We start from the raw sequence: 25,387 nt of genomic DNA, 5'->3' as shown, positions 1-25,387 counted from the left end.
AGCACGTCAGTGATGCGCTGCGGAGCCGGGGCCCATCTAACCGAGAACTGCGCCCGTGATTTCTGGGTCCCGGCTCTGCGGAGCAGCGCTGCGCGCTGCACCGCGTCCGGGACACGAGAGCACGAGCCATGTTTTCGACGTGTGGCTGTGCTATTGAGCGGGCCATGCTCGACACCGTGCAACATCAATCGCAGCCGCAAGCCGGCGTGCCGCCAAACCATCTCGCCGAGGAGTTCGTCGAGACGCTGCGGCTGGCCGTGCCGATGATGCTGACGCAGCTCGGGCAGATCGCGATGATCACGACCGATCTGGCGTTCATCGGGAGGCTCGGTGAGGATTCGGTCGCCGCGGCGGCGCTGGCGCATACCGTCTATTTCGTCAGCTTCACCTTCGGGCTCGGACTGATGTCCGCGGTGTCGCCGCTGGCCGCGCAGGCCTTTGGCGCCGGCGACGTCGGGCGCATCCGCCGCTCCTTGCGCGTCGGCCTGTGGGTCGCGCTGCTGAGCTCGCTGCCGATGATGGCCTCGCCGCTCTACGGCGAGCGCATCCTGCTCGCGCTCGGCCAGGTGCCGCAGTCCGCCGCGCTCGCCCAGCACTATCTCAACGGGCTGGCCTGGGGCATCGCGCCGGCGCTCGGCTTCATCGCACTGCGCAGCATGATGAGCGCGGTGAACCGGCCGCAGGCGCCGCTGTGGATCACCATTGCGGCGATCCCGGTCAATGCGGCGCTGGTCTACGCCCTGATCCACGGCCTGTTCGGCCTGCCGGAGCTCGGCCTGTTCGGCGCGGGGCTTGCGACCACGCTGGTCAATCTCGGCACCTTCATCGCGGCACTCGCCATCGCGGGGCTGCGCAAGCCGTTCGCGGATTATCATCCACTCGCCCGTCTGTGGCGGATCGACTGGCCCTTGATGCGCGAGCTCATCGCGATCGGCGCACCGATCTCGTTCTCGCTGCTGATGGAATATGGCCTGTTCTCCTCGGCGGCGCTGCTGATGGGGCTGATCTCGACCACGGCGCTGGCGGCGCACCAGATCGCGCTCCAGGTCACCGCCGCGCTGTTCATGGTCCCGCTCGGCATCGGCATGGCGGCAACAGTGCGGGTCGGCCACGCCTTCGGCCGTGGCGAGCCGGCCGCGGTGAAGCGCGCAGGGCTCGTCGCGGCCCTGCTCGGCATCGTGCTGGTCTCCGCGCTGACCATCGCCATCATTCTCGGCCGCTACCAGCTGGGCCAGCTGTTCTTCGGCGGCGGCGCGGAGAGCGCGGCCACCATCGAGCTGACCGCGACGCTGCTGCTGGTCGGCTCGACCTTCTTCATCGCCGACGGCCTGCAGACCATCGTGGGCGGCGCGCTACGCGGCATCAACGACACCAGGATGACGCTGGTGTTCGCGGCGATCGGTTATTGGGGCATCGCCTTTCCCATCGCCTGGCTGCTGGCGTTCAACGCCCACCTCGGCGCGGTCGGCGTCTGGGTCGGGTTCTCGGTCGGGACCTTCGTCTATGCCGGGCTCCTGATCTTGCGCTTCAGGATGCTGACGCGCAGATTGGCGGGATGAACAGGGCAGTCCGCGAAGTCACACCTGAAGTCGATGCGAACGCGTTGCTGGCCGGCGCGCAGTTCATCGACGCGTTTCGCGTCGAGATCGGCGCCGCGACAGTGAATGCCCGCGAGGCCTGCGTTCGGATGGTGCTGCACGGACCGCGCTGGATCGATGCGCTGCTGCGCCTGCGCAACATCCTGGTGAAACCGTTCGGACTGAAGACATCGGGCGAAGGCGCGTACGCGCCTGGCGGCCTGATCGGCCTGTTTCCGGTGCTGAGCGAAACGCCGGAGCGGCTGGTCGCCGGCTTCGACGATTCCCATCTCGACTTCCGCTTCGTGGTCGATGTTTCGAGCGATGCCGCTGGCCGTCAGGTAACGTCCACCACATTGGTGCGGACGAACAATCTGCTCGGCCGGACCTACCTCACCCTCATCATGCCCTTCCACAAGCTCGTGGTGCGCGGCATGATGGGACGCATCGTGGAGCCGGCGCGATGACCCTGTCAGTCGACCTCTTCTACTCCTATCGCAGTCCCTTCAGCTATCTGGCGCTGCCCAAGACATTGAAGCTCGTCGCGGAGTATGACCTCGCGGTCAACCTGCGGCCGGTCTACCCGCTCGCGGTCCGCGTGCCCGGCTTCTTCAAAAAGGCCAGCCCGAACTTCATTCGCTATGTGGTGCTCGACAGCACGCGCGTGGCGCAACACGAGGGCATTCCGTTCCGCTTTCCGAGGCCCGATCCGATCGTGCAGGACAAGGCGACGTTCGATGTCGCCAGCGAGCAGCCCTACATCCACCGGCTGACCCGGCTGGGGGCGATGGCCCAGCTCGAGGGACGCTCGCTCGAATTCACCTCTGCGATCGCGCGCGTGCTGTGGGACGGCTCGGTGGCGGGGTGGAACGAGGGCGATCACCTCGCGCGCGCCGCCGAGAGCGCCGGCTTCGATCTCGCCGCGATGGATGAAGCGATCAGCGCCGATCCGGATCGCTACGAGCAGGTGATCACGGAGAACGAGAAGGTCCATGCCGCCTCCGGCCATTGGGGCGTGCCGACCTTCGTGTTCGAGAGCGAGCCGTTTTTCGGCCAGGACCGCATCGACCTGCTGGTTTGGCGCATGCAAGGCAAGGGCCTGGCGAAACGGTAGGGCAACATGCCGCGGCCAGCCGTGCATCCGCGTTGATCCCGATCAAATTACGCATCTCACCGGCTGCATAGCGTCTCCTCCGGAGGGAGCCGCGATCATGCTGCCGTTCACGATTGAGCAATTCCTTGGCGTTTTTGCCAGCTACAACCGGGCAATCTGGCCGGTGCAGGTTCTCGCATATCTGTTGGGCGGACTGGCCTTCGCACTGGTGTTTCGCAAGGGCAGATGGCCCGATCAGATCATCGCCAGCATTCTTGCGGCGATGTGGGCATGGACCGGGATTGTCTATCACCTGACCTTCTTCGCATCGATCAACAAGCTGGCCTATATTTTCGGCGCGCTGTTTGTCGTCCAGGCCGCAGCCTTCATCCATTTCGGTGTGTACCAAAGCCGGATGGATTTCGGCTACAAGGAGGGAACAGAAGGATTTATCGGAGTCGCGTTCGTATTCTACGCGGCGGCGATCTACCCCCTGTTCGGCCTCGAGATGGGTCAACTCCCCAACGAACTGCCGATGTTCGGGGTCACGCCGTGTCCCGTCACCATCTTCAGCTTCGGTATGTTGCTGCTGACAAGACAGCCGGTCTCGCGCTGGGTCCTTGTGATCCCGTTTCTATGGTCGCTTGTCGGCGGCAGCGCCGCGATACTCCTCCGCGTGCCGCAAGACTGGGCGCTGTTGGTGGCTGGAGTTATCTCTCTGGCACTGCTGATCCAGCGTGACCGGCGGGTAGTAGCATCAACCAGCTAGTTCCAGCACCAGCTCACTCCGCGATCTTCTCCGGCTCGCCGGCCGCGCCCTCCCGACCACTCGCCGACGACGCGGTCGAGATGGTGGCATGAACCGGTTTCCCAGAGGGAACGACTGAGACGTGGTGCCCCGATATCGGCGGCGCGTTCGGAGGTCGCATGCATCTGGCCAAATTCTTCCATCGCGCACCCGGCGACGACGATCGCGAATTGATGCTGATCCCCGGCAGCGACCCCATGGTGATCGGCGTCCACATGAACTGGAGGGGCGATCCCGACGCGGACGAATTTCTGCGCGAGACATTTTCCGGCATTGCCGACGCGGCCGCGGCCTTCCGCCGTCGCGCCGCCGATCTCGTCGCGGCCGGCTATGTCGAGACCATCCACACCAACTATACGCTGCGCGACCTGCCGCCCGATCCGGAAGTCAAGCCGTACTGGCAGAAGGGCCTGGATGAGCTGATGATCCTGGCGCTCGCGGCGCCGATGGCCGAGCAGGCCAGGCAGCTCGACGCGCTCAAGGGCACGCCGGCCGAGCATGAACCGCTGTATCTCTGGCACGCCGCGCGCCGCGACTATGCTGCCCGGGACAGTGCGGCGCAGGCGGTGCGCCTCGCCGAACAGGCGCGCGACACGCTTGTTGCGCGGCGCGCCGCCGGGCAGCCGCATTATGCCTGGTCGATCTACGAGGGCGACCTCGAGGGGCGCATCCTGGAATTGCTGAGCGATGCCTATCTGCAGGCCGATAAGCCCGACGCAGCGCTGAAGACGATCGAACATCTGTGCAAGATCGCGCCGAGTCAGGACCGCATCCTCAAGCGCGCCGAGTTGCTCTGCGGCTATTTTCCCGAGCGGCGAGAGGAAGCCTTCGACGATGCTTATCAATGGTCCCGGTTCGGCGGCTACGAGGACATCATGGCGCTTCCCGGCTATGCCGAATACGAAGCGCGGCGCAAGGCGAAGAAATCTGCAAAAGGCTGGCGCTGGAAGCGCGGCACGCCGGCGAGCGAAGCCGACGTCAACGCGGCGGAGCAGGCGCTCGGCGTCCGGCTGCCCGACGACTATCGCAAATTCCTGCTGGCACGCGGCGAAGTCGAATTGCTGGTGCGGCTACCCGAATCCTCCTCCGAGCTGCGCTTCTATGCACCGGGCGAGCTGGCCACGCAGCTGCGCAATGTCCTTGATTTCATCGCCTATTCCGAGGACGAGCTCGAAGAGGCCTGCGCTTATTTCCGCAAGGAGTACGGCGTCTCGCTGAAGCACCTGGTGCCGGTTGCCGAGCCGTCACAGCTCAGCCGCTGCCTGCTGCTCCATGTCGAGCCCGGCGAGCGCTATGGCCAATGTTTCCAATGGGACCATGACGGCGCGTGGGAGCTGGAGCAGAAGCAGCCTAGCTTCGATGTCGCGCTGAAGACGCTGACCGACGGTATCGAGCAGCGCGACACGGCACAGCTCGCATTCTTCGATCTCTAGCCTCTGAAAACGCTCTGGCTTATTCCGCCACGCGCGCGGACTTGTCGCTTGCTGTCTCCGACCATTCGCCGACGACGCGGTCGAGATCGCAGAGATTCTGGTGCATCTGCTCCAGCGAGAAGCCGAGCGCGAAGAAGCGCTCGGCAGTGTCACCGGTGTGGCCACGGAGCAGACCGTCCTGACGCACGGCGGCGACCGCCTCGGCGTAGTGCTGGAGCGCGACGTGGACGGGATGGATCGCAGGCGCGCCGGCGCCTTCGCGCAAGGCCGCGGCGGCCGAACGCAGGAAGCGCGCGATCATGGTCGAGACTTCCGTCAAGGGAGCGGCGAGCCGCATCTGCACCTCGACCGGCAGCGGCACCACCGTGGCGCGGCCGATCATCACGACGTCGTGGCGAAGCCGCAGGACCGTGCGCAGCAGCGGGCCGGTATCGGGCCCGCTCGACAGCCGCGCGGCGCGCTCGCGCTCGGCTTCGGCGCCGATGGCGTTCATGCCCACCATCGCGGTGCCGATCCCGTCCTGTATCAGGTGCAGCGCGTCGTTGTCGCGGCCGCGCGTGAGACCCGCGAGCAGCTCGGTGAAGGCATCGGCGATCAGTTCGAGCAGCGTAGCCGCGCTGGCGCGGATCTGCCGCACCGCGCGCGAGGGCAGCACCAGGAACGAGACCAGCAATCCCGTGACGGCGCCGACGCCGACCTCGCTGACGCGATCGATCGCCGAGGTCATCGGATCGGAATGATGCATGGTCGGAACCAGCAGCACGATCACCGCCGTCACCGTGGCGGCACTCAAGCTCGGATTGATCGCGGCGATGAAGGCGAGCGGGGCGACGGAGAGCACCAGCAAGCCCAGCAGCCCGAGCTCACTGGAATAAGGGATCAGGATTGCGATGGCGCCGCCATAGATCGCGCCGCCGATGGTGCCGAGCATGTAGTCGCGCGTCGCCTTCAGCGAGCGGCCGACGCTCATCTGGGTCACGATCAGCGAGGTCAGCACCGCCCAGAGCGGCAGCAAGAGATGCAGCGCGGTCGCGATCGCATAGGCCGCGGTGGCGGCGACCGTGACCCGGATCGCCAGCCCGAGTTGCGTCCGCCGCGACCGGATCCGTTCCCACACCTGTCCTGCGAATGCCATCGTCGAATGTCCCGATCCCGTTCTCTTAAAGCCAAGCACTGGAGCCAAGCAAAAGCATAGCTGATGCCCGCGGCCCCAAGGCCGCTTGAAAGGCCAAATCAGCCCGCCTAACTTGCGCGCCAAAACGAGGAAACACGATGGCCCACGAAACCGCAACGCTCGCCGCCTACGTCTTCAACCTGAAATACCAGGATATTCCGGCGGAGGTGCTGGACCGGGCCAAAGTGCTGACGCTGGACTTCCTCGGCAGCGCGATCCGCGCCCGCAGCGAGGCGGAATCGACCCCCTCGATCCTGAAGATGCTGGAGGCGCTCGCGCTCGACACCAAGGGCGAGTCCACCGTGTTCGGCGACACCAAGACCTGGACGCCGGCGGTGGCGGCACTGCTCAACGGTGCGCTCGGCCATTCCCTCGACTTCGACGATACGCATGCGGATTCCTCGCTGCATCCGAGTGCACCGGTGGTTCCGGCCGCCTTCGCCGTCGGCGAGATGGTCGGCGCATCGGGCCGCGATGTGCTGACCGCGATCGTCGCGGGCTATGAGGTCTGCTGCCGGCTCGGCAACGCGCTCGACCCGACCTCGCATTATGCGCGCGGCTTCCACCCGACCGCGACCGCCGGCACCTATGGCGCGGCGGCGGCGGCCGGAAAACTGTTCGGTCTCAGCGAACAGCAGCTCATCGCCGCCTTCGGCGTCTCCGGTAGCCAGGCCGCGGGCTCGCTGCAATTCCTCGTCAACGGCGGCTGGAACAAGCGCTACCAGGTCGGCGCCGCCGCGATGAACGGCGTGATCGCGGCGACGCTGGCGCGCAACGATTTCGTCGGCGCGACGGAATCGGTCGAGGGCAAGCACGGCCTGCTCGCCGGCTACACCGACGATGCGCATCCCGGCAAGGCCGTCGCCGAACTCGGCAAGACTTACGAGACCATGAAGATCGGCGTGAAGCCGTATCCGAGCTGCCGCTACACCCATGCGGCGATCGACGCGCTGATCGCGATGCGGCGCGAGCACAATCTGACGCCCGACCAGGTCAAGCGCGTCGAGATCGGTTTGCATCGGAACGGCATCACGCTGACCGGCGATGCCGCGACCAAGCGCCATCCGACCTCGATCGTCGGCGGCCAGTTCTCGATGTTCTTCACCGGCGCGCTGGCGCTCGACCAGGGCTCATTTGGCTGGGACGATTACAACCGCCTCGGCGATGCCGCGATCGACGCGCTCGCCGACAAGTTCGACGTGGTGCAGGACGACCGGCTCGAAATCGGCCGCACCCATCCCTTTGGCGCGCGCGTGAGTATCACCACGGACGATGGCGTGCATGAGCGGCTCTACGCCGATCCGTCCGGAGAGCCGACCTCATTCCCCGACGCGCAGGCGATGCAGCAGAAGTTCCTGACGCTGGCCCGCCCGGTGCTGAACGCCCGCGCGGAGAAGTTCGCGGACGCGATCATGACGCTGGAGCGGTTCGATCGCGTGGCGAAGGCGACGGAGCTGGGGAGGTAGTCGCTAGAGCGGCGGCGCGCTCTTTCCCTCTCCCCTTGCGGGAGAGGGTGGCTCGCCGCGAGCGCGGCGAGACGGGTGAGGGGTCTCTTTCCGCGAGCACACCTCTCACGCAGTTGAGTTCGCGGAGGCAGACCCCTCATCCGGCGCGGCGCGCCACCTTCTCCCACAAGGGGAGAAGGAAAGAAAAGGCGACGCTTCGTTCTGCCGCATCAATCCACCCCCACCATCCTCCCCTTCTCTTGCGTCGCGGCGACCACATCGCGCACCAGATCGAACACGCCGTCCGCTTCCGGCGGCGCGTTCGGCGAACGCCCCATCCGCACAATGACCAGACGCTCCGACGGAACCACGATGGTGTATTGCCCTATCGTGCCCTTGGCGAAGAAGGCATCGCGCGGCCAGCCGTGCGCGATACGAAAATTCGCACCAAAGCTCTCGCCTTGATTGGTCCAGAAGCCGGCGCCGATGCCAACCCAGGCATTTGGCGTGGCAGTGGCGGAGTAACTCACCCAGCCCTCGGGGAGAATGCGCCTTCCGCCGGCGACGCCGTCATTGAGATAGAGCTGGCCGAAGCGCGCCCAGTCGCGCGCGGATGCGAGCATCTCGCTCGATCCCTCGATCGTGCCGACGCCATCGAGCTGAAGGACGACATTGCGCATGCCGAGCGGCGCGAACAATTCGCGGCGCGCGAAGCGCAATGCGTCCGCGGGATGTCCGCCGGCAGCAACGCGGATCAAATGCGCGAGAATGAGGATGTTGCCGTCGTGATATTTCCACGCCGTGCCGGGCGCCGTCGCGAGCGGGATGCTCTCGGCATAGGCCGCCATGTCGGCTTCCACGAACTTCATCCGGTTGACCGGCTCGAAGGCGGAGCCGAGCGAAGCCTGCAGCGAGCTGCCGAGCGCAAGGCCCGCAGTGTGGCGCAAGAGCTGGTCGACGGTGATGGCATGGCGCGGATCATCCGGATTGTTCCAGGCAGCGACCGGCGCGGGGCCGTCCAGTTTCAGCTTGCCCTGGCGCACCAGCACGCCAGTCAGCGCCGAGATCACCGATTTCGTCATGGAGAAACCGAGCAGCGGCGTCTCCGGCCCGATACCGTCGGCATAGCGCTCGGCGATGACGCGGCCTGACTTCATGACCACGACGGCGCGGGTGCGGCGATAGGGCGGCTGTGCGGGCTCGGTGAAGGCGCGGTCGAGCGCAGCGGCCAGCTCTTCGATTTGCGGCAACACGATCGCGGAACCGGCGATCTCGGGCAGCAATGCCGGCTGCCTGTCGTCGGTCGGCACCGCCACATCGGCGAGCGCCGCGCCGTGGTCGAGCGTGCAGCCGAGACCTTCGCGATAGACGGCATGGCTGCGGCCGAGGCCGAACAGCGTCACGGTGACGTCCTTGCGTGCGCGGTCGACCTGATAGTCCATCGCCCAGGTGATCAGGCCGGTCCCGGGCATGGCGTCGGTGGTCTCGGCAAAGTTGCGCCTGACATCGAGGCCGGAGACAAATGTCTCCGAGCACAGGATGTCGGCGATGAAGCCGGTCGCGACCCTGGGCATGTCGCGGGCGCGAGCGGCGCCGAGCGCGAGGCCGGCACAGGCGATGGTGGTGGTGAGGAGGATGATCTTGCGGCGGCGGGTCACGGGCTTTCTCCGGCTTCGGGTGGTGTGCCGGAGACGAAGCAGCGTTCACGCGATATCGGCTCGCCGGATTTGAAATACGGCCTCGCCGAAACCGGACGAGGCTTGCCGGTTTTGGAATTTTCTCATGATTCCATTAGCTTAATTGAGCCGTCGGTACTCGGTTGGCGTCACGCCTGTCACCGCCTTGAAGGCGCGGTTGAACGGCCCCAGCGACTGGAAGCCGGCATCCATCGCGATGGTGATGACGGGGACCTCGGCCTGGGCGGGATCGGCGAGTGCAGCCTTGGCCTCCTCGATCCGGTGGTTGTTGAGGAAGACGTTGAAGTTGCGATAGCCGAGCCGCTGGTTGATCAGCCGGCGCAGCCGGTACTCGGGAATCTTCAGCCGGTTCGCCAGCGCGCCGATGGTGATGTTCTCCTGGCGATAGACCCGTTCGTCCGCCATCAGGCGCATCAGAGCGTCGATCAGCTTTTGGTCGGCGGCGTCCTCGGCCTCTGCGGGCTGGCTTGGCGCGATCGCCGGCGCAGTCTCCGCGGCAACTGGAAACAGGTCGGCGCCATCAACACGCATCACCCCCCACGCAATGGCCGCAACGACGCAGGCGAGCACGCCGGCATTGATGGTGTTGGCGACATCGCCGACCTCGCGACCGACAACGACGATCTGAAGCAGCGCGTTCAAGCCGCCATAAAGCGCGGCTGCGCAGACGATGAACACACGAACCCGGCGGCGACGCTCGACCAGATCGCCCGACCACGATTTGATCGTCTGCCCCGCCGCGAGCGCGATGAAGCCGAGGACGATCAGATTGACCACGGTCACGGAGAACCGCACGTGGCCGCCCGGTGCAATCCAGACGCAGCCTGCGAAGCTGAAGGCGGTGACCAGTCCCCATATCAATCCGTGCCACCAGCGCAGGCGAAACCCATCGTCGAACAGCGCACGCGTGAACAGCCAGAACACCACGATGTTGCCGGTCGACAGCGCAATCAGCGGCGCATGCCAGCCCACGACCAGGGAAGAGATGCCGACCGAATAGCTCGCCGCATGCGCGGCCGAACCGAGCGCGAAGGCGGCGCCGAGACGGGCCGCCAGCACGTTGCGGAAATCGGAGAGCAATGACGCGGCCAGCACCAGCAGCAACGCGACGCTGGCGGCGCGGAAGGCGAGCTCTGTTGCGGCAAGGGTCATCGGGCGATGCGATCGGAGTGGTTGGAACCAGCCGAACATCGTTCGTTGGGCTGGGTTTTTCAAGGACCATCCGCACCACAGGTGTCATCGCCCGCCTTGTGCGCAATTGCGCACACTAGGCGGGGCATGACAGCGGAGTATGGAGCCGCGACGATTCCGCAAATTCCTGCTACGATCGGGCCCAAGAAAGTCAAAAGGAGCCCACCATGAGCTGGCAACCCTCGAACGATCCCGTGCTCGGCGATCCCATGTCCTGCGATGCGCTCGATCTCGTCATCGTGCCGCGCACGCGTGATCTCGGCGATGGATTTGAAGTCCGCCGCGCGCTGCCGCATGGCAGGCGGCAGATGGTCGGGCCGTTCATCTTCTTCGATCATTTCGGGCCGGTGCAGTTCGTCTCCGGCAAGGGCATGGACGTGCGGCCGCATCCGCATATCGGGCTCGCCACCGTCACCTATCTGTTCGACGGTGCGATCATGCATCGCGACAGCGAGGGCAATGTCCAGGAGATTGCACCCGGCGCGATGAACCTGATGACCGCGGGACGCGGCATCGCGCATTCCGAGCGCACGCCGGATGCGCAGCGCGCCTCGGGGCAGAAGATGCTGGGACTGCAAAGCTGGATCGCGCTGCCGGCGGGATCGGAAGAGATCGCGCCGTCGTTCCAGCATTATGCGGCGGGCGATCTGCCGATGATCTCCGAGCGCGATTTCACCGCGCGGGTCATCGCGGGCTCGGCGTTCGGCATCACCTCGCCCGTGTCGATGGTCTCGCCCTGGTTCTACACCGAGGTCACGGCGGTGGCGGGCGCGAGCGTGCCGCTCGATCCTGACCATGAGGAGCGCGCGATCTACGTCGTCGACGGCGAGGTCGAGATCGCCAACGAGCGCTACGAGGGGCCGCGGCTCCTGATCTTCCGGCCCGGCGACCGCATCACCGTGAAGGCGCTCAAGGCGACGCGGATGATGTTTCTCGGCGGCGATGCGCTGGAGGGCCCGCGCCACATCTGGTGGAATTTCGTCTCCTCCAGCAAGGAGCGGATCGAGCAGGCCAAGCAGGACTGGAAAACCGGCCGCTTCGCCGCGGTTCCGCAGGAACATGAGTTCATTCCGCTGCCGGAATAGGCTAATCCGGTGCCCGGCCGCGCCATCAGGCGCTGCCGGATTTTTCGCGTGAAGGCCCAGAAGATGACCACCATGCTCTCCAGCGACCTGCCCCTGCCCAAGATCGGCCGCGGCAAGGTGCGCGATATCTACGCCGTCGACGACGACCGCCTGCTGCTTCTCACCACCGACCGCATCAGCGCCTTCGACGTCGTGATGGGCGAGACCATCCCGATGAAGGGCGCGGTGCTGACCCAGATCAGCGCGTTCTGGTTCAACAGGCTGGAAGGCGTGGTGCCGCATCACATGATCAGCGCCGACACCGACGAGATCATCGCGGCCGTGCCGGCATTGAAGCCGCACCGTGCAGAGATCCTCGGCCGCGCCATGTTGTCCCGCCGCACCACCGTGTTTCCGATCGAATGCGTGATCCGCGGCTATCTCTCGGGCTCCGCCTGGAAGGAATACGCGGCCAGCGGCACGCTCGCGGGCGAGAAGCTGAAGGCGGGCCTCGTCGAGAGCGAGAAGCTGGAGCCTTCGATCTTCAGCCCGGCCACCAAGGCCGAGACCGGCCATGACGAGAACATCACCATCGCGAAGATGCGCGAAGTGGTCGGCGACGAGGTCGCCTACACGCTCGAGAGCATGACGCGCGCGGTCTACACGCTCGGCGAAGAGCTCGCACGCGAGCAGGGCATCATCATCGCCGACACCAAGTTCGAGTTCGGCCGCGACAAGGACGGCCGCATCATCCTGATCGACGAGGTCATGACGCCGGATTCGTCGCGCTTCTGGGCGGTCGACGCCTACAAGCCCGGCCAGCCGCAGGCGAGCTTCGACAAGCAGCCGCTGCGCGATTATCTCGACGTCGAACGCCGCGCCGGCCGCTGGAACGGCGACGCCCCGCCGCCGCCGTTGCCCGCGAGCGTGGTCGACGCGACCAGCAAGCGGTATCTGGAAGCGTATCGGCGCGTGACGGGGACGGAGCTGAAGATTTAGGCTCCGCTGCTGCCGCAAGCTCCGTCATTGCTGTGCATGTTCACTAATTCGCTGATGTGCGAGAACGAGATCATCTCGCAGCATCAGGGGCTGGCGCAGGAAGAAGCCCGCGCGACTGATTCACTGGGATGCTCGAGAGCGAGGACGACGCCGACGCGCTGATCCGCCGCTGCCAGCGCATCGAGGTCGAAGCCGGCGAGGTCATCGTGCAGGCCGGCGCCCGCGCCGATTCCATGCATTTCATTCTCGACGGCCGTGTCGGCATCATGGTCCCCGCCGAGGACGACCGCACCACGCGCGTACGCAGCCTCGGCCGCTACACCACGATCGGCGAGATGGGCCTGGTGTCACGCACCCCGCGCAGCGCGGCGATCTAGGCCGAGGTCGACAGCGTGCTCTACGTGCTCAACACGCACCAGTTCGACGCGATCAGGGACGAGGACCCCGCACTCAGCCACAAGCTGCTGACCTATTTCGTGTCGGTGATGGCCGAGCGGCTGACATTTGCGAACCGGACGATCGCGGTGCTCAGGCGGTGAGATTTTGCGCCACCAGCCCCTCTGATAAGGCAGTTGGCGTGACCCATTGCGGTGCGTTGGGGCAATAGCTCCTGGCGCCGATTTCCAATATGATCCTGCGTACCATTGGCTCTCCGAGCACGACCGGGCGTGCTTCCGATGAAGCTTCTTCTATCGCAATCGCTCATGCCGCCGCTTGCGCCAAGCGCAAACGGTTTCGGTTGCACGCCCCTCCAGACCAGCGCGAGGAAAACTCCAGGGACCGCGCAGCGGCCCCTGGACAGCGAAAGCGCATTTGGAAGGCAACAATGGAGACGAAACATGACACGTACACGTGCGACAAGAATTGCAATAGCAGTCTCGACGTTCACCTGCGCGGCGTTGTTCTCCTTCGCCTGGTCTGAGGAACACGGCGTCTCGATGTCGGTCGACAGTGCGCAGGCGCGGGTCGGTCGGCCGCTGACTCCCGTGAGCGTTGCTGGCGTGGCGCGTCGACAGACGCGGCGAGCCGCATACGGATACGGTGCCGCCGCAGTCGGGGCAGGCGCCGCAGCAGTTGGCACGGCCGCCGCGGTCGCCGCAACGTCACCGGGTTGGGGGACCGGCCCCTACGCGGGTACGGGCTATTATACGAATAGCGGTCCTTACGCCTCCTACGCCTACTCGCCGGAGGACTGGCGCAAGCGAAACGGCATGGTCTGCACGCCCGGTACGATGACCAAGATGGAAGACGGCCGGATGTATCGCTGCCAGTAGATGTATCGCTGTCAGTAGCGGCGCAAACGAGAGGAGCAGGAGGCGGCTTTCGAGTCGCCTCCTGCCGGTCAGATCCCTGCCATCATCACATATTTGATCTCGACATATTCTTCCATGCCGTGACGCGAACCCTCGCGGCCGAGACCACTTTCCTTGACGCCGCCGAAGGGCGCGACTTCCGTGGTGATGAGCCCGGTGTTGACGCCGACCATGCCGGATTCCAGCGCTTCGGCGACGCGCCAGACGCGGCCGAGATCGCGGGAGTAGAAGTACGAGGCCAGACCGAACGGCGAGGCGTTGCACATCGCGATCACGTCGGCCTCGTCCTTGAAGCGGATCACCGGCGCGAGCGGGCCGAAGGTCTCTTCCTGCGACACCAGCGAGTCGGGCTTCACATCAGCGAGCACGGTCGGCTCGAAGAACGAGCGCCCGAGCTCGCTGCGCTTGCCGCCCGTGACGACCTTGGCGCCGCGCTTGACCGCGTCGGCAATGTGCCGCTCGACCTTGTCGACCGCTTTCAGATTGATCAGAGGCCCTTGCGTGACGCCGCTCTCGGTGCCGTCGCCGATCTTCATCGCCGCGACCTTCTTCGACAGTTTTTGCACGAACTCGTCGTAGATCTTGTCCTGGGCGTAGAGGCGGTTGGCGCAGACGCAGGTCTGACCCATGTTGCGGTATTTCGAGACGATGGCGCCTTCGACTGCCGCATCGATGTCGGCGTCGTCGAACACCACGAACGGCGCATTGCCGCCGAGCTCGAGGCCGAGCCGCTTCACACCGACGGAGGCCTGCTGGTAGAGGATCTTGCCGACGGCGGTCGAACCGGTGAAGCCGACGAAGCGCACCGCCGGATGCTCGCACAGCACCTTGCCGATCGGCGGTGCGTCGCCGGTGAGGATGTTGAGCACGCCCTTGGGAATGCCGGCCTTCTCGGCGAGCACGGCCAGCGCCAAGGCCGACAGCGGCGTCTCGTTGGCGGGCTTCAGCACCACGGTGCAGCCGGCCGCGAGCGCCGGCGAGACCTTGCGCGTGATCATCGAGTTCGGAAAATTCCACGGCGTGATCGCGCCGCAGACGCCGATCGGCTGCTTGATCGCGAGCAGACGCGCATCGGGGCGTTGCGTCGGAATGGTCTCGCCATAGACGCGGCGGGCTTCCTCGGCGAAGAACTCGATATAGGCGGCGCCGATATCGACCTCGCCGAGCGCTTCCGACAGCGGCTTGCCCTGTTCGGAGGTGAGGATCAGCGCGAGGTCCTCGCGGTTGGCGATGATCAGCTCGAACCATTTGCGCAAAATGTTGGAACGCTGCTTGGCGGTGTGCTTGGCCCAGGCCGGAAAGGCGCGCTGGGCCGCTTCAACGGCTTTCGTCGTATCGTCGGCACCAAGCTGCGGGACTTTGGCAAGCTCGACGCCGGTGGCGGGATTGTTGACGGCGAACACCGGCGTGCCGACCCAGGCGCCGTCGATGTAGCAGGCCTCCTTCAGGAGCGAAGGGTCCTTCAGCCGGTCGCGCAGGGTGGCGGTGGCGTGCTGGGCGCGTGCGGCGGCGGTCGGGGTCATGGCGTTGCTCCTCGGACGATCAATTGGGGCGATCGGATCCGCCGGAATATAGGGACAGACGGTGCGCAATGCACCGCCCCGCAACGCACATCTGCTGGCAGCTAACCTGGGAGCCGCGAAGTTACGCCGCGCCGCTCATATAGGTTTCGCGCCGACCGATCATGCGCTCGGCGGCCGCCTTGGCGTCGGACTTCGAGGAGGTCGCGCAGGTCCGGTATTCGAGATCGGGCACGTCGGACGTATCCCGGCGGCCGAACCAGTTTTTCGAGCCGACCGGCAGCAGCGCCAGCGACTGCGCCAGATTGTCGACCGCGCCGAACGAATACAGCGCGCCGGTGCCGGCGATGCGGACCTCGTAGATGCCGGGCGCGATCGGCGCTTCGAGATTGTCGCCCCGTCCGGGACGGGGATAGCGCTTCCATTCGCTCCAGGTCGAAATCATCTGAGGTCCCCCTCGCGGCCGATGGCCGCCAAATTTGCATCAAGTCTTAACGACGGCCGTCGATTGGGCCGGTGCTGAACGCCGCAACGCACAAAATGTTTCAAGTGCTTCAAACACTCGAAACATATCGCCAGTGCCCATCCACGGTCACGGCTCGTCGCGGCCATTCACCGCAGTTTGTGACGGAGTGTTGCAGTTCAGCCCGGATGTCGTCCTGCGTGGGGCGCGGACCGTCAAGTCACGACATCGCGACCGGCGCAGGTCCATGGATGCGCTTGCCGCGCGCGGCATGCAGGAGGACAATCGATCACTTCCAACAATAATCAAACCGGAGGAAACGCGTATGCAAAGCCAAGCTGAGATCGACGAGATCCTGCGCCAGAAGAGCGACGCCAAGGAGATTCCCGGCGTCGTTGCCATCGCTGCCAGCGGTAACGACGTGCTGTATCAGGGCGCGTTCGGCAAGCGCGACCTGTCCAAGCCGGACGCAATGACCGCGGACAGCGTGTTCTGGATCGCCTCGATGACGAAGGCGGTGACATCAGCAGGCGCGATGCAGCTGGTCGAGCAGGGCAAGCTCTCGCTGGATGCGCCGATCGGCTCGGTGCTGCCCGACCTCGCCAAGCCGCAGGTGCTCGACGGCTTCGATGCCAAGGGCGAGCCGAAGCTGCGCCCGGCGAAGGGGCCGATCACGCTGCGCCAGCTCATGACCCACACCGCCGGCTTCTGCTACGACATGTGGAATCGCGATTTCGCCGTCTACATGGAGAAGACCGGCACGCCCGGGATCATCACCTGCCAGAACGCGGCGCTGAAGACGCCTGTGATGACCGATCCCGGCACGCGCTGGGAATACGGCACCAATATCGACTTCGTCGGCAAGGCCGTGGAGGCCGCCAGCGGCAAGCGGCTCGATGCCTATTTGCGCGACAATCTGTTCGCCCCGCTCGGCATGAGCGACACCGCTTTCAAGATCACCGACGACATGCGCAAGCGCCTCGTCGGCATGCATGCGCGCGGCGAGGACGGCCAGCTCGCATCGATCCCGTTCGAGCTCGAGCAGAATCCGGAATTCCACATGGGTGGCGGCGGCCTCTATGCGACCGCGGCCGACTACATCAAGTTCACCCAGATGATCTTGAACAAGGGCCGCGGCAACGGCAATCAGGTGCTGAAGGCCGAGACGGTCGCCACGATGGGACAGAACCAGATGGGCGATCTGAACATGACCAAGATGACCACGGCGGCGCCGATATACACCAACGACGTCGATCTCTATCCGGAGCAGGTGAAGAAGTGGGGCCTCAGCTTCATGATCAACACCGCCAAGACGGCCGAGGGACGCAGCGCAGGCAGCCTCGCCTGGGCGGGCCTCGCCAACACCTACTACTGGATCGACCCGGCGCGCGACGTCACCGGCGTGATCCTGATGCAGCTCTTGCCGTTCGCGGATGGAAAGTGTCTGGAGGCATTCGCGGGCTTCGAGCGCGGCGTCTATGCCGGACTCGATGCGGGCAGCGGAAAGAAGGCGGCGTGAGGGGCCTGCAGGCTCTTCCTACACGAACACTGTCATTCCCCGCGAAAGCGGGGAATCCAGTACGCCGCAGCTTCTCGATTCAATCACAACCGCCTGTGGAATACTGGATCGCCCGGACAAGCCGGGCGATGACAGCGGAAAATGAGGGACGAACCTACGCCGTCAGCCCGCGCTGCTCGGCGAGCTCTTTCAGCGACACAAGCGGACGCGCGCCGATGTGCTGGATCACTTCGGCGGCGGCGAGCGCGCCGAGCTCGCCGCACTGCTTGTAGGGCAGGTTGCGCGCGAGGCCATACAGGAAGCCTGCGGCGAAGAGATCGCCGGCGCCCGTCGTATCGACCACCTGCTTCACCGGGAATGCCGGCGCGGCGACGGCGTCTTCCACCGACACCACCATGCAGCCCTTCTCGCTGCGAGTGACGACGCCGAGATTGACGTCGTTGCGCAGCTGCTTCAGCGCGGTGTCGAAGTCCGACGTCATGTAGAGCGAGTGCAGCTCGGACTCGTTGGCGAAGACGATGTCGACGGTGCCGTTGCGCATGAGTGAGAGAAACTCGTCGCGATAGCGATCTACGCAGAAGGAATCCGACAGCGTCAGCGCCACCTTGCGCTTGGCGTCATGGGCGATCTTGGCCGCCTTGACGAAGGCGTCCTTGGCGTTCTTGGGATCCCAGAGATAGCCCTCGAGATAGACGATGCCGGCGCCGGCGATCTCGGCCGGGTCGATATCGGCGGGCGACAGATCCTGCGCGGCACCGAGATAGGTGTTCATGGTGCGCTCGCCGTCACCGGTGACCAGGATGTAGGAGCAGCCGGTGGCGGGACCGTCCGTCGCGGCGGGTGTGTTGAAGGCAACGCCGGCGGCGCGGATGTCGTGGACGTAGAGCTTGCCGATCTGGTCGTCCTTGACCTTGCCGACATAAGCGGCACGCGCCCCCAGGCTGCCGATGCCGACGATGGTGTTGGCGGCAGATCCCCCCGAGACTTCGGTCGCCGGGCCCATGTCGGCGTAGATCGCAGCGGCCCGCGCCTCGTCGATCAGGGACATGCTGCCCTTGGTCATGCCGTGCTTGGCCAGAAAAGCCTCGTCGGTCCTGACCAGCACGTCGAACAGCGCGTTGCCGATGCCGAGAACGTCATATTTCACGTCAGCCATTCACCTTGATCCTGTTTGGCGGATTGCGATCCCTGCGGAAATCCGCTTCCTGTCGGTCTGAAATCCGGCTCGCGGCCTATCACGACCGGGCCTTCGCGGGCAAGCAACGGTATTCTTGAAAGCAATGATCCGCTCCTTCCTGACCGTCTCGACGGGAACATTGGCCTCGCGCCTGCTGGGCTTTGCGCGCGATTCCATGATTGCCGCACTGTTGGGCACGGGCGCGGTGGCGGACGCGTTTCTGGCCGCATTCCAGCTCGTCAACGTGGTGCGCCGGCTGCTCAGCGAGGGGGCACTGAATGCGGCGCTGATCCCGGCCTGGCTGCGCGTCCGTGATCGCGATGGCGCGGAGGCCGCATCTGCCTTCGCGGGACGCGTGCTCGGCACGGTCAGCGCAGCCTTGATCGCGATCTCGATCGTGATAGCGCTGGTGATGCCGCTGATCATCACGGTGATCGCGCCCGGGTTTCTCGGCAGCGGCACGCTCGATCTCGCCGTCCAGAACGCGAGGCTGATGCTGCCCTATCTCGCGTTCGCCGGTCCCGTCACGGTGCTGATGGGACTGCTGAATGCGCAGGGACGCTTTGCGCTCACGGCGTTCTCGCCGCTGCTGTTCAACATCGCCCTGATCATTGCGATCGCAGCCCTTTTGCTGGTGCAGAGCGAGGCCGTCGTCGCCGCGTGGACGCTGGCGGCAACCGTCGGCATCGCCGGCCTGCTGCAACTGGTGATGCTGGGCTCGCAGCGCAGCGCGCGCCTTGCGACACCCTTGCGTGTGAGTTTTGACAAGGAGATGCGTGGCTTCTTCGCCACGGCCATTCCCGGCATGATCGCAAGCTCGGGCCCGCAATGGCTGATGGTGGCGGGCGCAATCATCGCCTCGGCAACGCCGTCCGCGGTGTCCTGGCTCTATTTCGCCAACCGCCTGATCGAGCTGCCGCTCGGCATCGTCGGCGTCGCCATGGGCACGGTGCTGGTGCCGGAGCTGACGCGCGCGATGGGTAGCGGTGATCGCGACGCGGTGGCGCATGCGGAATCGCGCGCGCTGGAACTCGCGACCGGGCTGGCGCTGCCGGCCACGCTCGGTCTCATCGTGCTGGCCGAGCCGATCGTGCGGCTGTTGTTCGAGCATGGCGCGTTCGGCGCCGATGACAGCATCGCCACGGCGCACGCGCTGATGTGGCTGGCGCTGGGCCTGCCGGCCCATGTGCTGATCAAGGCGCTGTCGCCGGCCTACTATGCCCGCGGCGACACGATGACGCCGCTGCTCGCCACGGCCAAAGGTTTTGTGGTCGCGATCGCGCTCGCCGTCCTGCTCGGTCATTTCTTGGGTGCAGGCGGGATCGCGGCGAGCATCGCGGCCGGCGCCTGGAGCAGCGCGATCTCCCTGCTCCGGAAAGGCACCAGCGAGTTCGGCTTCTCGGTCGACGCCGCCGCCCGCAAGCGGCTGCCGCGGATCGTGCTGGCCGCGGCCGCCATGGGCGCCCTGCTCTGGCTGACGACGAGGCTTGCGCCCTCAGACGCGCACGGCCTCATCCGCTTCATCGTGCTGGGCCTGCAGATCGGCGCCGGGATCGCTGTCTACGGCCTCCTCCTGCAAATCCTCGGCGCGGCCTCCTGGCGCGAGGCGGTTAACGCGCTCAAGCGCCCGGCCCGGGCCGAGCCCGGCGCGTAAGACTATCGAATTACCCTTGACGGGGCAGCGCCGCTGTTGGAAACGACGGCCGGTACCTTCCAGGAAAAGCTTACCATGCCATTCGTTGAACGGGTCTTTTCGGGCGTCCAGCCGACGGGCAATCTGCACCTCGGCAATTACCTCGGCGCCATCGTCAATTTCGTGAAGATGCAGGAAACTCACAACTGCATCTATTGCGTCGTCGACATGCACGCGATCACGCAGGGCGTGGACGTTTGGGGCGGACCGGCCGAGCTCGCGCGCAACACCCGCGAGGTGACCGCCGCGTTCATCGCCAGCGGCATCGACCCGAAGAAGCACATCGTGTTCAACCAGAGCCAGGTCTCCGGACACGCCGAGCTCGCCTGGATCTTCAACTGCGTCGCGCGCATGGGCTGGCTCGGCCGCATGACCCAGTTCAAGGAGAAGGCCGGCAAGGACCGCGAGAACGCCTCCGTCGGCCTGTTCGATTATCCCGTGCTGATGGCCGCCGACATTCTTCTTTACCGCGCCACCCATGTTCCGGTTGGCGAGGACCAGAAGCAGCATCTCGAGCTCTCGCGCGACATCGCGCAGAAGTTCAACAACGATTTCGGCGACTCCATTCGCAGCCAGGGCGCCAATGACGGCCTGTTCTTCCCGCTGCCGGAACCGCTGATCACGGGCCCGGCGACGCGCGTGATGAGCCTGCGCGACGGCACCAAGAAGATGTCGAAGTCGGATGCGTCGGACAATTCGCGCATCAATTTGACCGACGACGCCGACACCATCGCGCAGAAGATCCGCAAGGCGAAGACCGATCCGGAGCCGTTGCCGACCGAGGAGAAGGGCCTGGAAGCCCGTCCCGAAGCCGACAATCTCGTCGGCATCTTCGCCGCGCTCTCCGGCCGGCCCAAGGCGGATGTGCTGCGCGAATTCGGCGCCGGCCAGTTCTCCAGCTTCAAGAACGCGCTGGCGGAGCTGTGCGTCACCAAGCTCGCGCCGATCGCCGGCGAGATGAAGCGCCTGGTCGCCGATCCCGGCCATATCGATGCGATCCTGAACGAAGGCTCCGACCGGGCCCGCGCCATCGCCGAAGAGACCATGAACCTCTCGAAGGACATCGTCGGCTTCATCCGCCGGCGCTGACCGTCGCTGATGCGAAATCGGCCTGCGCCACGGCGCCGGCCGCTTCCCCTCTCCCAAAGCGAGGGCGAGTGTGGCAGCATGCCGGCCGTGCACATTCCGGGACATGCATGACCAGCAAGCGACTTTGCTTCGAGCCGGGTCACAAGCCCAAATGCCTCGTCGTTGTCGACGAGACCGCCGAATGGGATCGCGCGGTCTATTACGCCAGCCGCTGGGCGATCCGTGCCGGCGGCGGCGTGGTGATGCTGCGCATCATCGAGCCTGAAGAGCAGAACCAGGAATGGCTGGGCGTTGCCGAGATCATGCGAGCCGAGGCTCTTGAAGCCGCCGACGCCGCACTGGACCGCGCCGCCGGCCGGGCCAACGGCATCGCCGCGATCACCCCGGAGCGCGTCATCCGCGAAGGCGCCGCGATGGAACAACTGCTCGGAGTGATCGACGAGGACCCGGATATCGCCATGCTGGTGCTCGCCGCCAACCCCGGCGCGGAGGGGCCGGGGCCATTGGTCACGCTGCTGGCGCATGCGCTGGGCTCGTTCCCGGTGCCGGTGACGATCATCTCGGGCGCACTGAGCGACCAAAGCGTGGATTCGCTGTCGTAGGCTGCTGCTCTTCTTACCCTCCCCCTCCAGGGGAGGGTAAGTGCGCACCTAACTCGCTGATATAACTACAGAACGCCCTTTCATCCCCTTGATCGTGCGTTCACCGTCGCCATCTGCTAGTGGATAGAGCACGCGCCGGCCTTGAACCGGCGACGTCTGGAGAAAACCATGTTCATTCAAACCGAAGCCACCCCCAATCCCGCCACGCTGAAGTTCATTCCCGGCCGCGTCGTGGTCGACGGCAGCCCGATGGAATTTGCGAGCCGCGAATCGGCGACACGTTCGCCGCTGGCCGAAAAGCTGTTCGAGGTGCCCGGCGTCACCGGCGTGTTCTACGGATCGGATTTCATCACCGTGACCAAGGCGAACGGTGAATGGCAGCAGCTCAAGCCCGCGATCCTCGGCGCCATCATGGAGCACTACATGTCCGGCGCGCCGCTGCTCGCCGACGGTGCGGCCACCAGCGATGCCAATCTCGACGACGAGGACGAATTCTTCGACGAGTCCGACGCCGAGACCGTCGACATGATCAAGGACCTGATCGAGACCCGCGTGCGGCCGGCCGTCGCCAATGACGGCGGCGACATCACCTTCCGCGGCTTCAAGGACGGCATCGTCTATCTCAACATGAAGGGCGCCTGCTCGGGCTGCCCGTCCTCGACCGCAACGCTCCAGCACGGTATCCAGAACCTGCTCAAGCATTTCGTGCCCGACGTGGTCGAAGTCCGGCCGATGTGACGATGTAATCGTCATTCCGGGGCGGTCCGCAGGACCGAACCCGGAATCTCGAGATTCCGGGTCTGGTGCTAACGCACCATCCCGGAATGACAGTGCAGTAGGGTGGGCAAAGGCGCGCTTGCGCCGTGCCCACCGATCGAGATGAAACAGCAGTGGTGGGCACGCTTCGCTTTGCCCAGCCTACGAAGTAGGGCATATCGGGGGCCTGCAAATCGTGCGTGACGAATGGCGGATAGGCGTTTGGTTCGCTAGACTGCTCTCTATTCACCACGCGCCATTCGCTTGTCCATGCTGATCCTTGCCATCGATACCGCGCTCGAAGCGTGCGCTGCCGCCGTGCTCGATACCGACGCCGGCGAGCTCCTCGCGCAGGAGCAGTTGCTCATGAAGCGCGGCCACGCCGAGGCGCTGATGCCGATGATCGCGCGCGTCATGCAATCGGCCAATCTCGCCTTCACCTCGCTCGACCGCATCGCGGTTACCGTCGGCCCCGGCAGTTTCACCGGCCTGCGCGTCGGCATTTCCGCCGCGCGCGGCCTTGCGCTTGCGGCGAAACGACCGGCCGTCGGGCTGACGACATTATCGGCTTATGCCGCAGCCATCGTCGGCCAGAGCAAATCGGCTCCCGTGATCTCGGCGATCGACGCACGGCACGACCACGTCTATTTCCAGATCGTCGCCGGTGACGGCAGCCAGCTGGTGCGGCCGCGCGTCGCTGCGATCGACGAGGCGATCGCTGCCTCGCAATTCGGCGCGCCGCATCTGGTCGGCAACGCGGCAAATCTTCTCGCGGAGCGCTGGCCGAAGGATGCGCCGCAGCCCGTTGCGGTCGACGCGCAGCCCGCGCCCGACATCAGCTGGGTCGCGTGGCTTGGCGCGGCGGCCGATCCCGAGACGAACCCGGCGCGGCCGTTCTATCTGAAGGCGCCCGACGCAAAGCCGGCCGCAACTCCGCCGCTCGCACAAGCCGCAAGCTCATGATGAGATGGCTGTCGGAATGGTGGCACGGCGGCACGGCCGCCGTCGAGCCGGCTTCCGTGCGCGATGCTGCACAGCTGGCGCAGCTTCATGGCGCTTCCTTCGCGCACGGCTGGGGCGAAGGCGAGTTCGAGAGCATGGTCAGTGAGCGCAACACGCTCGTGCATCGATTGCGCCTCGGCCGCAAGATCATCGGCTTTGCGGTGTCGCGGATCGGTGCGGACGAGGCGGAGATCCTCTCGGTCGCGGTCGACCAGGCCCATCGCGGCCGCGGCCTGTCCCGCACGCTGCTGATGACCCATCTCGGCCACCTCGCCGGGCGCGGCGTGCGCACGATATTTCTCGAAGTCGAGGAGAACAACCAGCCGGCGCGGCGGCTCTACGATCGGGCCGGATTCATGGTGGTCGGACGCCGCGAACGCTACTATAAGCAGCCGAACGGGGAACAATTGAACGCCCTTCTGATGCGACGTGACTTGTCGTAATATTGATGGCAGAAAGCGCCTCGTCAGGCAGACAACACATGACTGGACTTAAACCTTCCTCCGCATCCAAGGCGTCCGGCATCGAGGCGCGCTGTGCCGCCACCGGCATGCGCATGACCGAGCAGCGCCGCGTCATTGCCCGCGTGCTCGCGGAGGCAGTCGATCATCCCGATGTCGAGGAACTGTACCGGCGCTGCGTCGCCGTCGACGACAAGATCTCGATCTCGACCGTTTATCGCACCGTAAAACTGTTCGAGGACGCCGGTATCATCGAACGCCATGATTTCCGCGAGGGCCGGGCGCGCTACGAGACGATGCGTGACAGCCACCACGACCACCTCATCAACCTGCGCGACGGCAAGGTGATCGAGTTCACCTCCGAAGAGATCGAGAAGCTTCAGGCGGAGATCGCCCGCAAGCTCGGCTACAAGCTGGTCGATCACCGGCTCGAGCTCTATTGCGTCCCGCTCGACGACGACAAGCCGACGTCTTGAGTGGCATGATCTCCGCGCAAACGCCTTCCGCGTTTGTCGCGCGGGAAAACCGCTCCACACTTTTCCGGATCATGCCTTAGTGCCAATAGATCTCATCATCTTCGATTGCGACGGCGTGCTCGTGGACAGCGAGGCGATCTCCTGTCGCGCCCATGCGGATGCACTGACCAAGCACGGCTATCCGATCACCATGGAGCAGGTGTCCGAGCGCTTTCTCGGCCGTTCGACGAAACAGGCCAATCTCGAGATCGAGACCGAGCTCGGCCGCAAGCTGCCCGAAGCCTATCACGGCGATCTGCAGGACCAGCTGTTTCGCGCATTCGAAGCTGACCTCGAGGCGATCCGCGGCATCCACGACGTGCTCGACGTCGTGACGCAACGTGTCTGCGTCGCTTCGAGCGGCTCGCATCAGCGCATGCAGGTGAGTCTCGGAAGCACGGGACTTCATGAACGCCTTGCACCGAACATCTTCTCGTCGTCGCAGGTGACAAACGGCAAACCCGCACCAGATTTGTTTCTGTTTGCTGCCAGGGAAATGGGCGTGTCGCCCGAGCGCTGTGTCGTGATCGAGGACAGCCTTGCCGGCATCGCCGGGGCGCGGGCGGCCGGGATGAAGGTGTTTGGCTTTTACGGTGGTAGCCATTGCGGGGCCGGCCATGCCGAGACCTTGCGGCGGGCCGGCGCCGACCTGACCTTCGCCGACATGCATCAGCTGCCGGAGCTGGTCCGGCGGGTCGAGGCGGACGCCCTGACGGGCTGATTTCGCCCTTTTACTGTCATTCCGGGGCACGCGCGGAGCGCGTGAACCCGGAATCCAGAGGTTTTGGTGCGAGAT

24 protein-coding genes and 1 pseudogene are annotated in these 25,387 nt (G+C 65.4%); 19 read left to right on the top strand and 6 right to left on the bottom strand.

The features are described from left to right. Nucleotides 1-164: 164 nt before the first annotated feature. From RAD15_RS11305 to RAD15_RS11285, 5 genes are all read left to right on the top strand, one after another. Nucleotides 165-1,559: an MATE family efflux transporter gene (locus RAD15_RS11305; protein WP_458177261.1), complete on the top strand. Its 1,395-nt coding sequence runs from the start codon at nt 165-167 to the stop codon at nt 1,557-1,559. Next, nucleotides 1,556-2,044, top strand: a complete 489-nt coding sequence (locus RAD15_RS11300) for a DUF2867 domain-containing protein (protein ID WP_458177258.1) — start codon at nt 1,556-1,558, stop codon at nt 2,042-2,044. Before RAD15_RS11305 ends, RAD15_RS11300 begins: the two co-directional genes overlap by 4 nt. After that, nucleotides 2,041-2,691 (top strand): 2-hydroxychromene-2-carboxylate isomerase, encoded by a 651-nt coding sequence (locus RAD15_RS11295; protein WP_458177256.1) that lies wholly within the window; start codon nt 2,041-2,043, stop codon nt 2,689-2,691. Before RAD15_RS11300 ends, RAD15_RS11295 begins: the two co-directional genes overlap by 4 nt. Nucleotides 2,692-2,788: 97 nt before the next feature. After that, nucleotides 2,789-3,439, top strand: a complete 651-nt coding sequence (locus RAD15_RS11290; RefSeq protein ID WP_458177254.1) for a DUF6064 family protein — start codon at nt 2,789-2,791, stop codon at nt 3,437-3,439. Nucleotides 3,440-3,597: 158 nt separating this feature from the next. After that, the gene (locus RAD15_RS11285) at nt 3,598-4,911 is read left to right on the top strand and encodes an SMI1/KNR4 family protein (protein ID WP_458177252.1); all 1,314 of its coding nucleotides are present in this window, start codon (nt 3,598-3,600) and stop codon (nt 4,909-4,911) included. Between the two features lie 19 nt (nt 4,912-4,930). Here the strand turns inward: RAD15_RS11285 and RAD15_RS11280 are convergent, their stop codons facing one another. Beyond that, nucleotides 4,931-6,046, bottom strand: coding sequence for an FUSC family protein (locus RAD15_RS11280; RefSeq protein ID WP_458177250.1), 1,116 nt, complete (start codon nt 6,044-6,046; stop codon nt 4,931-4,933). A gap of 137 nt (nt 6,047-6,183) precedes the next feature. On the opposite strand from RAD15_RS11280, the gene RAD15_RS11275 reads away from it, so the two are divergent. After that, nucleotides 6,184-7,551 (top strand): MmgE/PrpD family protein, encoded by a 1,368-nt coding sequence (locus RAD15_RS11275; RefSeq protein WP_458177248.1) that lies wholly within the window; start codon nt 6,184-6,186, stop codon nt 7,549-7,551. Nucleotides 7,552-7,760: 209 nt separating this feature from the next. Here RAD15_RS11275 and RAD15_RS11270 read toward each other — a convergent pair whose 3' ends face one another. Beyond that, nucleotides 7,761-9,188, bottom strand: a complete 1,428-nt coding sequence (locus tag RAD15_RS11270; RefSeq protein ID WP_458177246.1) for a serine hydrolase domain-containing protein — start codon at nt 9,186-9,188, stop codon at nt 7,761-7,763. A gap of 138 nt (nt 9,189-9,326) precedes the next feature. After that, a complete protein-coding gene (locus RAD15_RS11265) occupies nt 9,327-10,379 on the bottom strand; it encodes a helix-turn-helix domain-containing protein (protein WP_458177244.1) in 1,053 nt (350 codons plus the stop codon). A gap of 206 nt (nt 10,380-10,585) precedes the next feature. Here RAD15_RS11265 and RAD15_RS11260 point away from each other — a divergent pair, with 206 nt between their 5' ends. From RAD15_RS11260 to RAD15_RS11245, 4 genes and pseudogenes are all read left to right on the top strand, one after another. Continuing rightward, the gene (locus RAD15_RS11260; protein ID WP_458177242.1) at nt 10,586-11,503 is read left to right on the top strand and encodes a pirin family protein; all 918 of its coding nucleotides are present in this window, start codon (nt 10,586-10,588) and stop codon (nt 11,501-11,503) included. A gap of 63 nt (nt 11,504-11,566) precedes the next feature. Beyond that, a complete protein-coding gene (locus RAD15_RS11255) occupies nt 11,567-12,481 on the top strand; it encodes a phosphoribosylaminoimidazolesuccinocarboxamide synthase (protein ID WP_458177405.1) in 915 nt (304 codons plus the stop codon). 57 nt (nt 12,482-12,538) lie between these two features. Next, nucleotides 12,539-13,020: pseudogene (locus RAD15_RS11250) on the top strand (cyclic nucleotide-binding domain-containing protein); the annotation flags it as partial. A gap of 300 nt (nt 13,021-13,320) precedes the next feature. Beyond that, entirely contained in the window at nt 13,321-13,755 is a 435-nt protein-coding gene (locus RAD15_RS11245; RefSeq protein WP_458177240.1) for a hypothetical protein, read from the top strand. A gap of 68 nt (nt 13,756-13,823) precedes the next feature. Here the strand turns inward: RAD15_RS11245 and RAD15_RS11240 are convergent, their stop codons facing one another. Together RAD15_RS11240 and RAD15_RS11235 are read right to left on the bottom strand one after the other, a co-directional pair. Then, complete coding sequence (locus RAD15_RS11240) at nt 13,824-15,317, bottom strand: NAD-dependent succinate-semialdehyde dehydrogenase (protein WP_458177238.1); 1,494 nt, start codon at nt 15,315-15,317, stop codon at nt 13,824-13,826. 121 nt (nt 15,318-15,438) lie between these two features. Then, a complete protein-coding gene (locus RAD15_RS11235) occupies nt 15,439-15,759 on the bottom strand; it encodes a hypothetical protein (protein ID WP_458177236.1) in 321 nt (106 codons plus the stop codon). 343 nt (nt 15,760-16,102) lie between these two features. Between RAD15_RS11235 and RAD15_RS11230 the strand changes: the two genes are divergently transcribed. Beyond that, complete coding sequence (locus RAD15_RS11230) at nt 16,103-17,296, top strand: serine hydrolase domain-containing protein (protein ID WP_458177234.1); 1,194 nt, start codon at nt 16,103-16,105, stop codon at nt 17,294-17,296. 154 nt (nt 17,297-17,450) lie between these two features. Here the strand turns inward: RAD15_RS11230 and RAD15_RS11225 are convergent, their stop codons facing one another. Next, complete coding sequence (locus tag RAD15_RS11225) at nt 17,451-18,452, bottom strand: adenosine kinase (protein ID WP_458177232.1); 1,002 nt, start codon at nt 18,450-18,452, stop codon at nt 17,451-17,453. Nucleotides 18,453-18,576: 124 nt separating this feature from the next. Between RAD15_RS11225 and murJ the strand changes: the two genes are divergently transcribed. From murJ to RAD15_RS11185, 8 genes are all read left to right on the top strand, one after another. Then, nucleotides 18,577-20,127, top strand: coding sequence for a murein biosynthesis integral membrane protein MurJ (gene murJ / locus RAD15_RS11220; protein WP_458177403.1), 1,551 nt, complete (start codon nt 18,577-18,579; stop codon nt 20,125-20,127). Between the two features lie 75 nt (nt 20,128-20,202). Then, a complete protein-coding gene (trpS, locus tag RAD15_RS11215) occupies nt 20,203-21,255 on the top strand; it encodes a tryptophan--tRNA ligase (RefSeq protein WP_458177230.1) in 1,053 nt (350 codons plus the stop codon). Nucleotides 21,256-21,362: 107 nt separating this feature from the next. Next, a complete protein-coding gene (locus RAD15_RS11210; RefSeq protein ID WP_458177401.1) occupies nt 21,363-21,857 on the top strand; it encodes a universal stress protein in 495 nt (164 codons plus the stop codon). 168 nt (nt 21,858-22,025) lie between these two features. Further along, entirely contained in the window at nt 22,026-22,595 is a 570-nt protein-coding gene (locus RAD15_RS11205) for a NifU family protein (RefSeq protein ID WP_458177228.1), read from the top strand. A gap of 288 nt (nt 22,596-22,883) precedes the next feature. Continuing rightward, nucleotides 22,884-23,576 carry a tRNA (adenosine(37)-N6)-threonylcarbamoyltransferase complex dimerization subunit type 1 TsaB gene (gene tsaB / locus RAD15_RS11200; RefSeq protein ID WP_458177399.1) on the top strand — a complete coding sequence of 231 codons (693 nt, stop codon included), beginning with the start codon at nt 22,884-22,886 and terminating at the stop codon, nt 23,574-23,576. Then, the gene (gene rimI, locus RAD15_RS11195; protein ID WP_458177226.1) at nt 23,573-24,058 is read left to right on the top strand and encodes a ribosomal protein S18-alanine N-acetyltransferase; all 486 of its coding nucleotides are present in this window, start codon (nt 23,573-23,575) and stop codon (nt 24,056-24,058) included. The genes tsaB and rimI overlap by 4 nt, the downstream gene beginning before the upstream one ends. Before the next feature lie 38 nt (nt 24,059-24,096). Further along, nucleotides 24,097-24,552, top strand: a complete 456-nt coding sequence (locus tag RAD15_RS11190; protein ID WP_200470780.1) for a Fur family transcriptional regulator — start codon at nt 24,097-24,099, stop codon at nt 24,550-24,552. A 79-nt stretch (nt 24,553-24,631) separates the two neighbouring features. Then, nucleotides 24,632-25,312, top strand: coding sequence for an HAD family hydrolase (locus RAD15_RS11185; RefSeq protein WP_458177224.1), 681 nt, complete (start codon nt 24,632-24,634; stop codon nt 25,310-25,312). The last annotated feature ends 75 nt before the right edge of the window (nt 25,313-25,387 follow it).

Source organism: Bradyrhizobium sp. 14AA (assembly GCF_054185205.1).
This window is presented reverse-complemented; position numbering and strand designations above follow the sequence as displayed.

Excerpts from the sequence above, each read along its gene's own strand:
- RAD15_RS11305 (WP_458177261.1), top strand. The coding sequence starts at position 165 with ATGCTCGACACCGTGCAACATCAATCGCAGCCGCAAGCCGGCGTGCCG.
- RAD15_RS11300 (WP_458177258.1), top strand. The coding sequence starts at position 1,556 with ATGAACAGGGCAGTCCGCGAAGTCACACCTGAAGTCGATGCGAACGCG.
- RAD15_RS11295 (WP_458177256.1), top strand. The coding sequence starts at position 2,041 with ATGACCCTGTCAGTCGACCTCTTCTACTCCTATCGCAGTCCCTTCAGC.
- RAD15_RS11290 (WP_458177254.1), top strand. The coding sequence starts at position 2,789 with ATGCTGCCGTTCACGATTGAGCAATTCCTTGGCGTTTTTGCCAGCTAC.
- RAD15_RS11285 (WP_458177252.1), top strand. The coding sequence starts at position 3,598 with ATGCATCTGGCCAAATTCTTCCATCGCGCACCCGGCGACGACGATCGC.
- RAD15_RS11280 (WP_458177250.1), bottom strand. The coding sequence starts at position 6,046 with ATGGCATTCGCAGGACAGGTGTGGGAACGGATCCGGTCGCGGCGGACG.
- RAD15_RS11275 (WP_458177248.1), top strand. The coding sequence starts at position 6,184 with ATGGCCCACGAAACCGCAACGCTCGCCGCCTACGTCTTCAACCTGAAA.
- RAD15_RS11265 (WP_458177244.1), bottom strand. The coding sequence starts at position 10,379 with ATGACCCTTGCCGCAACAGAGCTCGCCTTCCGCGCCGCCAGCGTCGCG.
- RAD15_RS11260 (WP_458177242.1), top strand. The coding sequence starts at position 10,586 with ATGAGCTGGCAACCCTCGAACGATCCCGTGCTCGGCGATCCCATGTCC.
- RAD15_RS11255 (WP_458177405.1), top strand. The coding sequence starts at position 11,567 with ATGACCACCATGCTCTCCAGCGACCTGCCCCTGCCCAAGATCGGCCGC.
- RAD15_RS11245 (WP_458177240.1), top strand. The coding sequence starts at position 13,321 with ATGACACGTACACGTGCGACAAGAATTGCAATAGCAGTCTCGACGTTC.
- RAD15_RS11240 (WP_458177238.1), bottom strand. The coding sequence starts at position 15,317 with ATGACCCCGACCGCCGCCGCACGCGCCCAGCACGCCACCGCCACCCTG.
- RAD15_RS11235 (WP_458177236.1), bottom strand. The coding sequence starts at position 15,759 with ATGATTTCGACCTGGAGCGAATGGAAGCGCTATCCCCGTCCCGGACGG.
- RAD15_RS11230 (WP_458177234.1), top strand. The coding sequence starts at position 16,103 with ATGCAAAGCCAAGCTGAGATCGACGAGATCCTGCGCCAGAAGAGCGAC.
- RAD15_RS11225 (WP_458177232.1), bottom strand. The coding sequence starts at position 18,452 with ATGGCTGACGTGAAATATGACGTTCTCGGCATCGGCAACGCGCTGTTC.
- murJ (WP_458177403.1), top strand. The coding sequence starts at position 18,577 with ATGATCCGCTCCTTCCTGACCGTCTCGACGGGAACATTGGCCTCGCGC.
- trpS (WP_458177230.1), top strand. The coding sequence starts at position 20,203 with ATGCCATTCGTTGAACGGGTCTTTTCGGGCGTCCAGCCGACGGGCAAT.
- RAD15_RS11210 (WP_458177401.1), top strand. The coding sequence starts at position 21,363 with ATGACCAGCAAGCGACTTTGCTTCGAGCCGGGTCACAAGCCCAAATGC.
- RAD15_RS11205 (WP_458177228.1), top strand. The coding sequence starts at position 22,026 with ATGTTCATTCAAACCGAAGCCACCCCCAATCCCGCCACGCTGAAGTTC.
- tsaB (WP_458177399.1), top strand. The coding sequence starts at position 22,884 with ATGCTGATCCTTGCCATCGATACCGCGCTCGAAGCGTGCGCTGCCGCC.
- rimI (WP_458177226.1), top strand. The coding sequence starts at position 23,573 with ATGATGAGATGGCTGTCGGAATGGTGGCACGGCGGCACGGCCGCCGTC.
- RAD15_RS11190 (WP_200470780.1), top strand. The coding sequence starts at position 24,097 with ATGACTGGACTTAAACCTTCCTCCGCATCCAAGGCGTCCGGCATCGAG.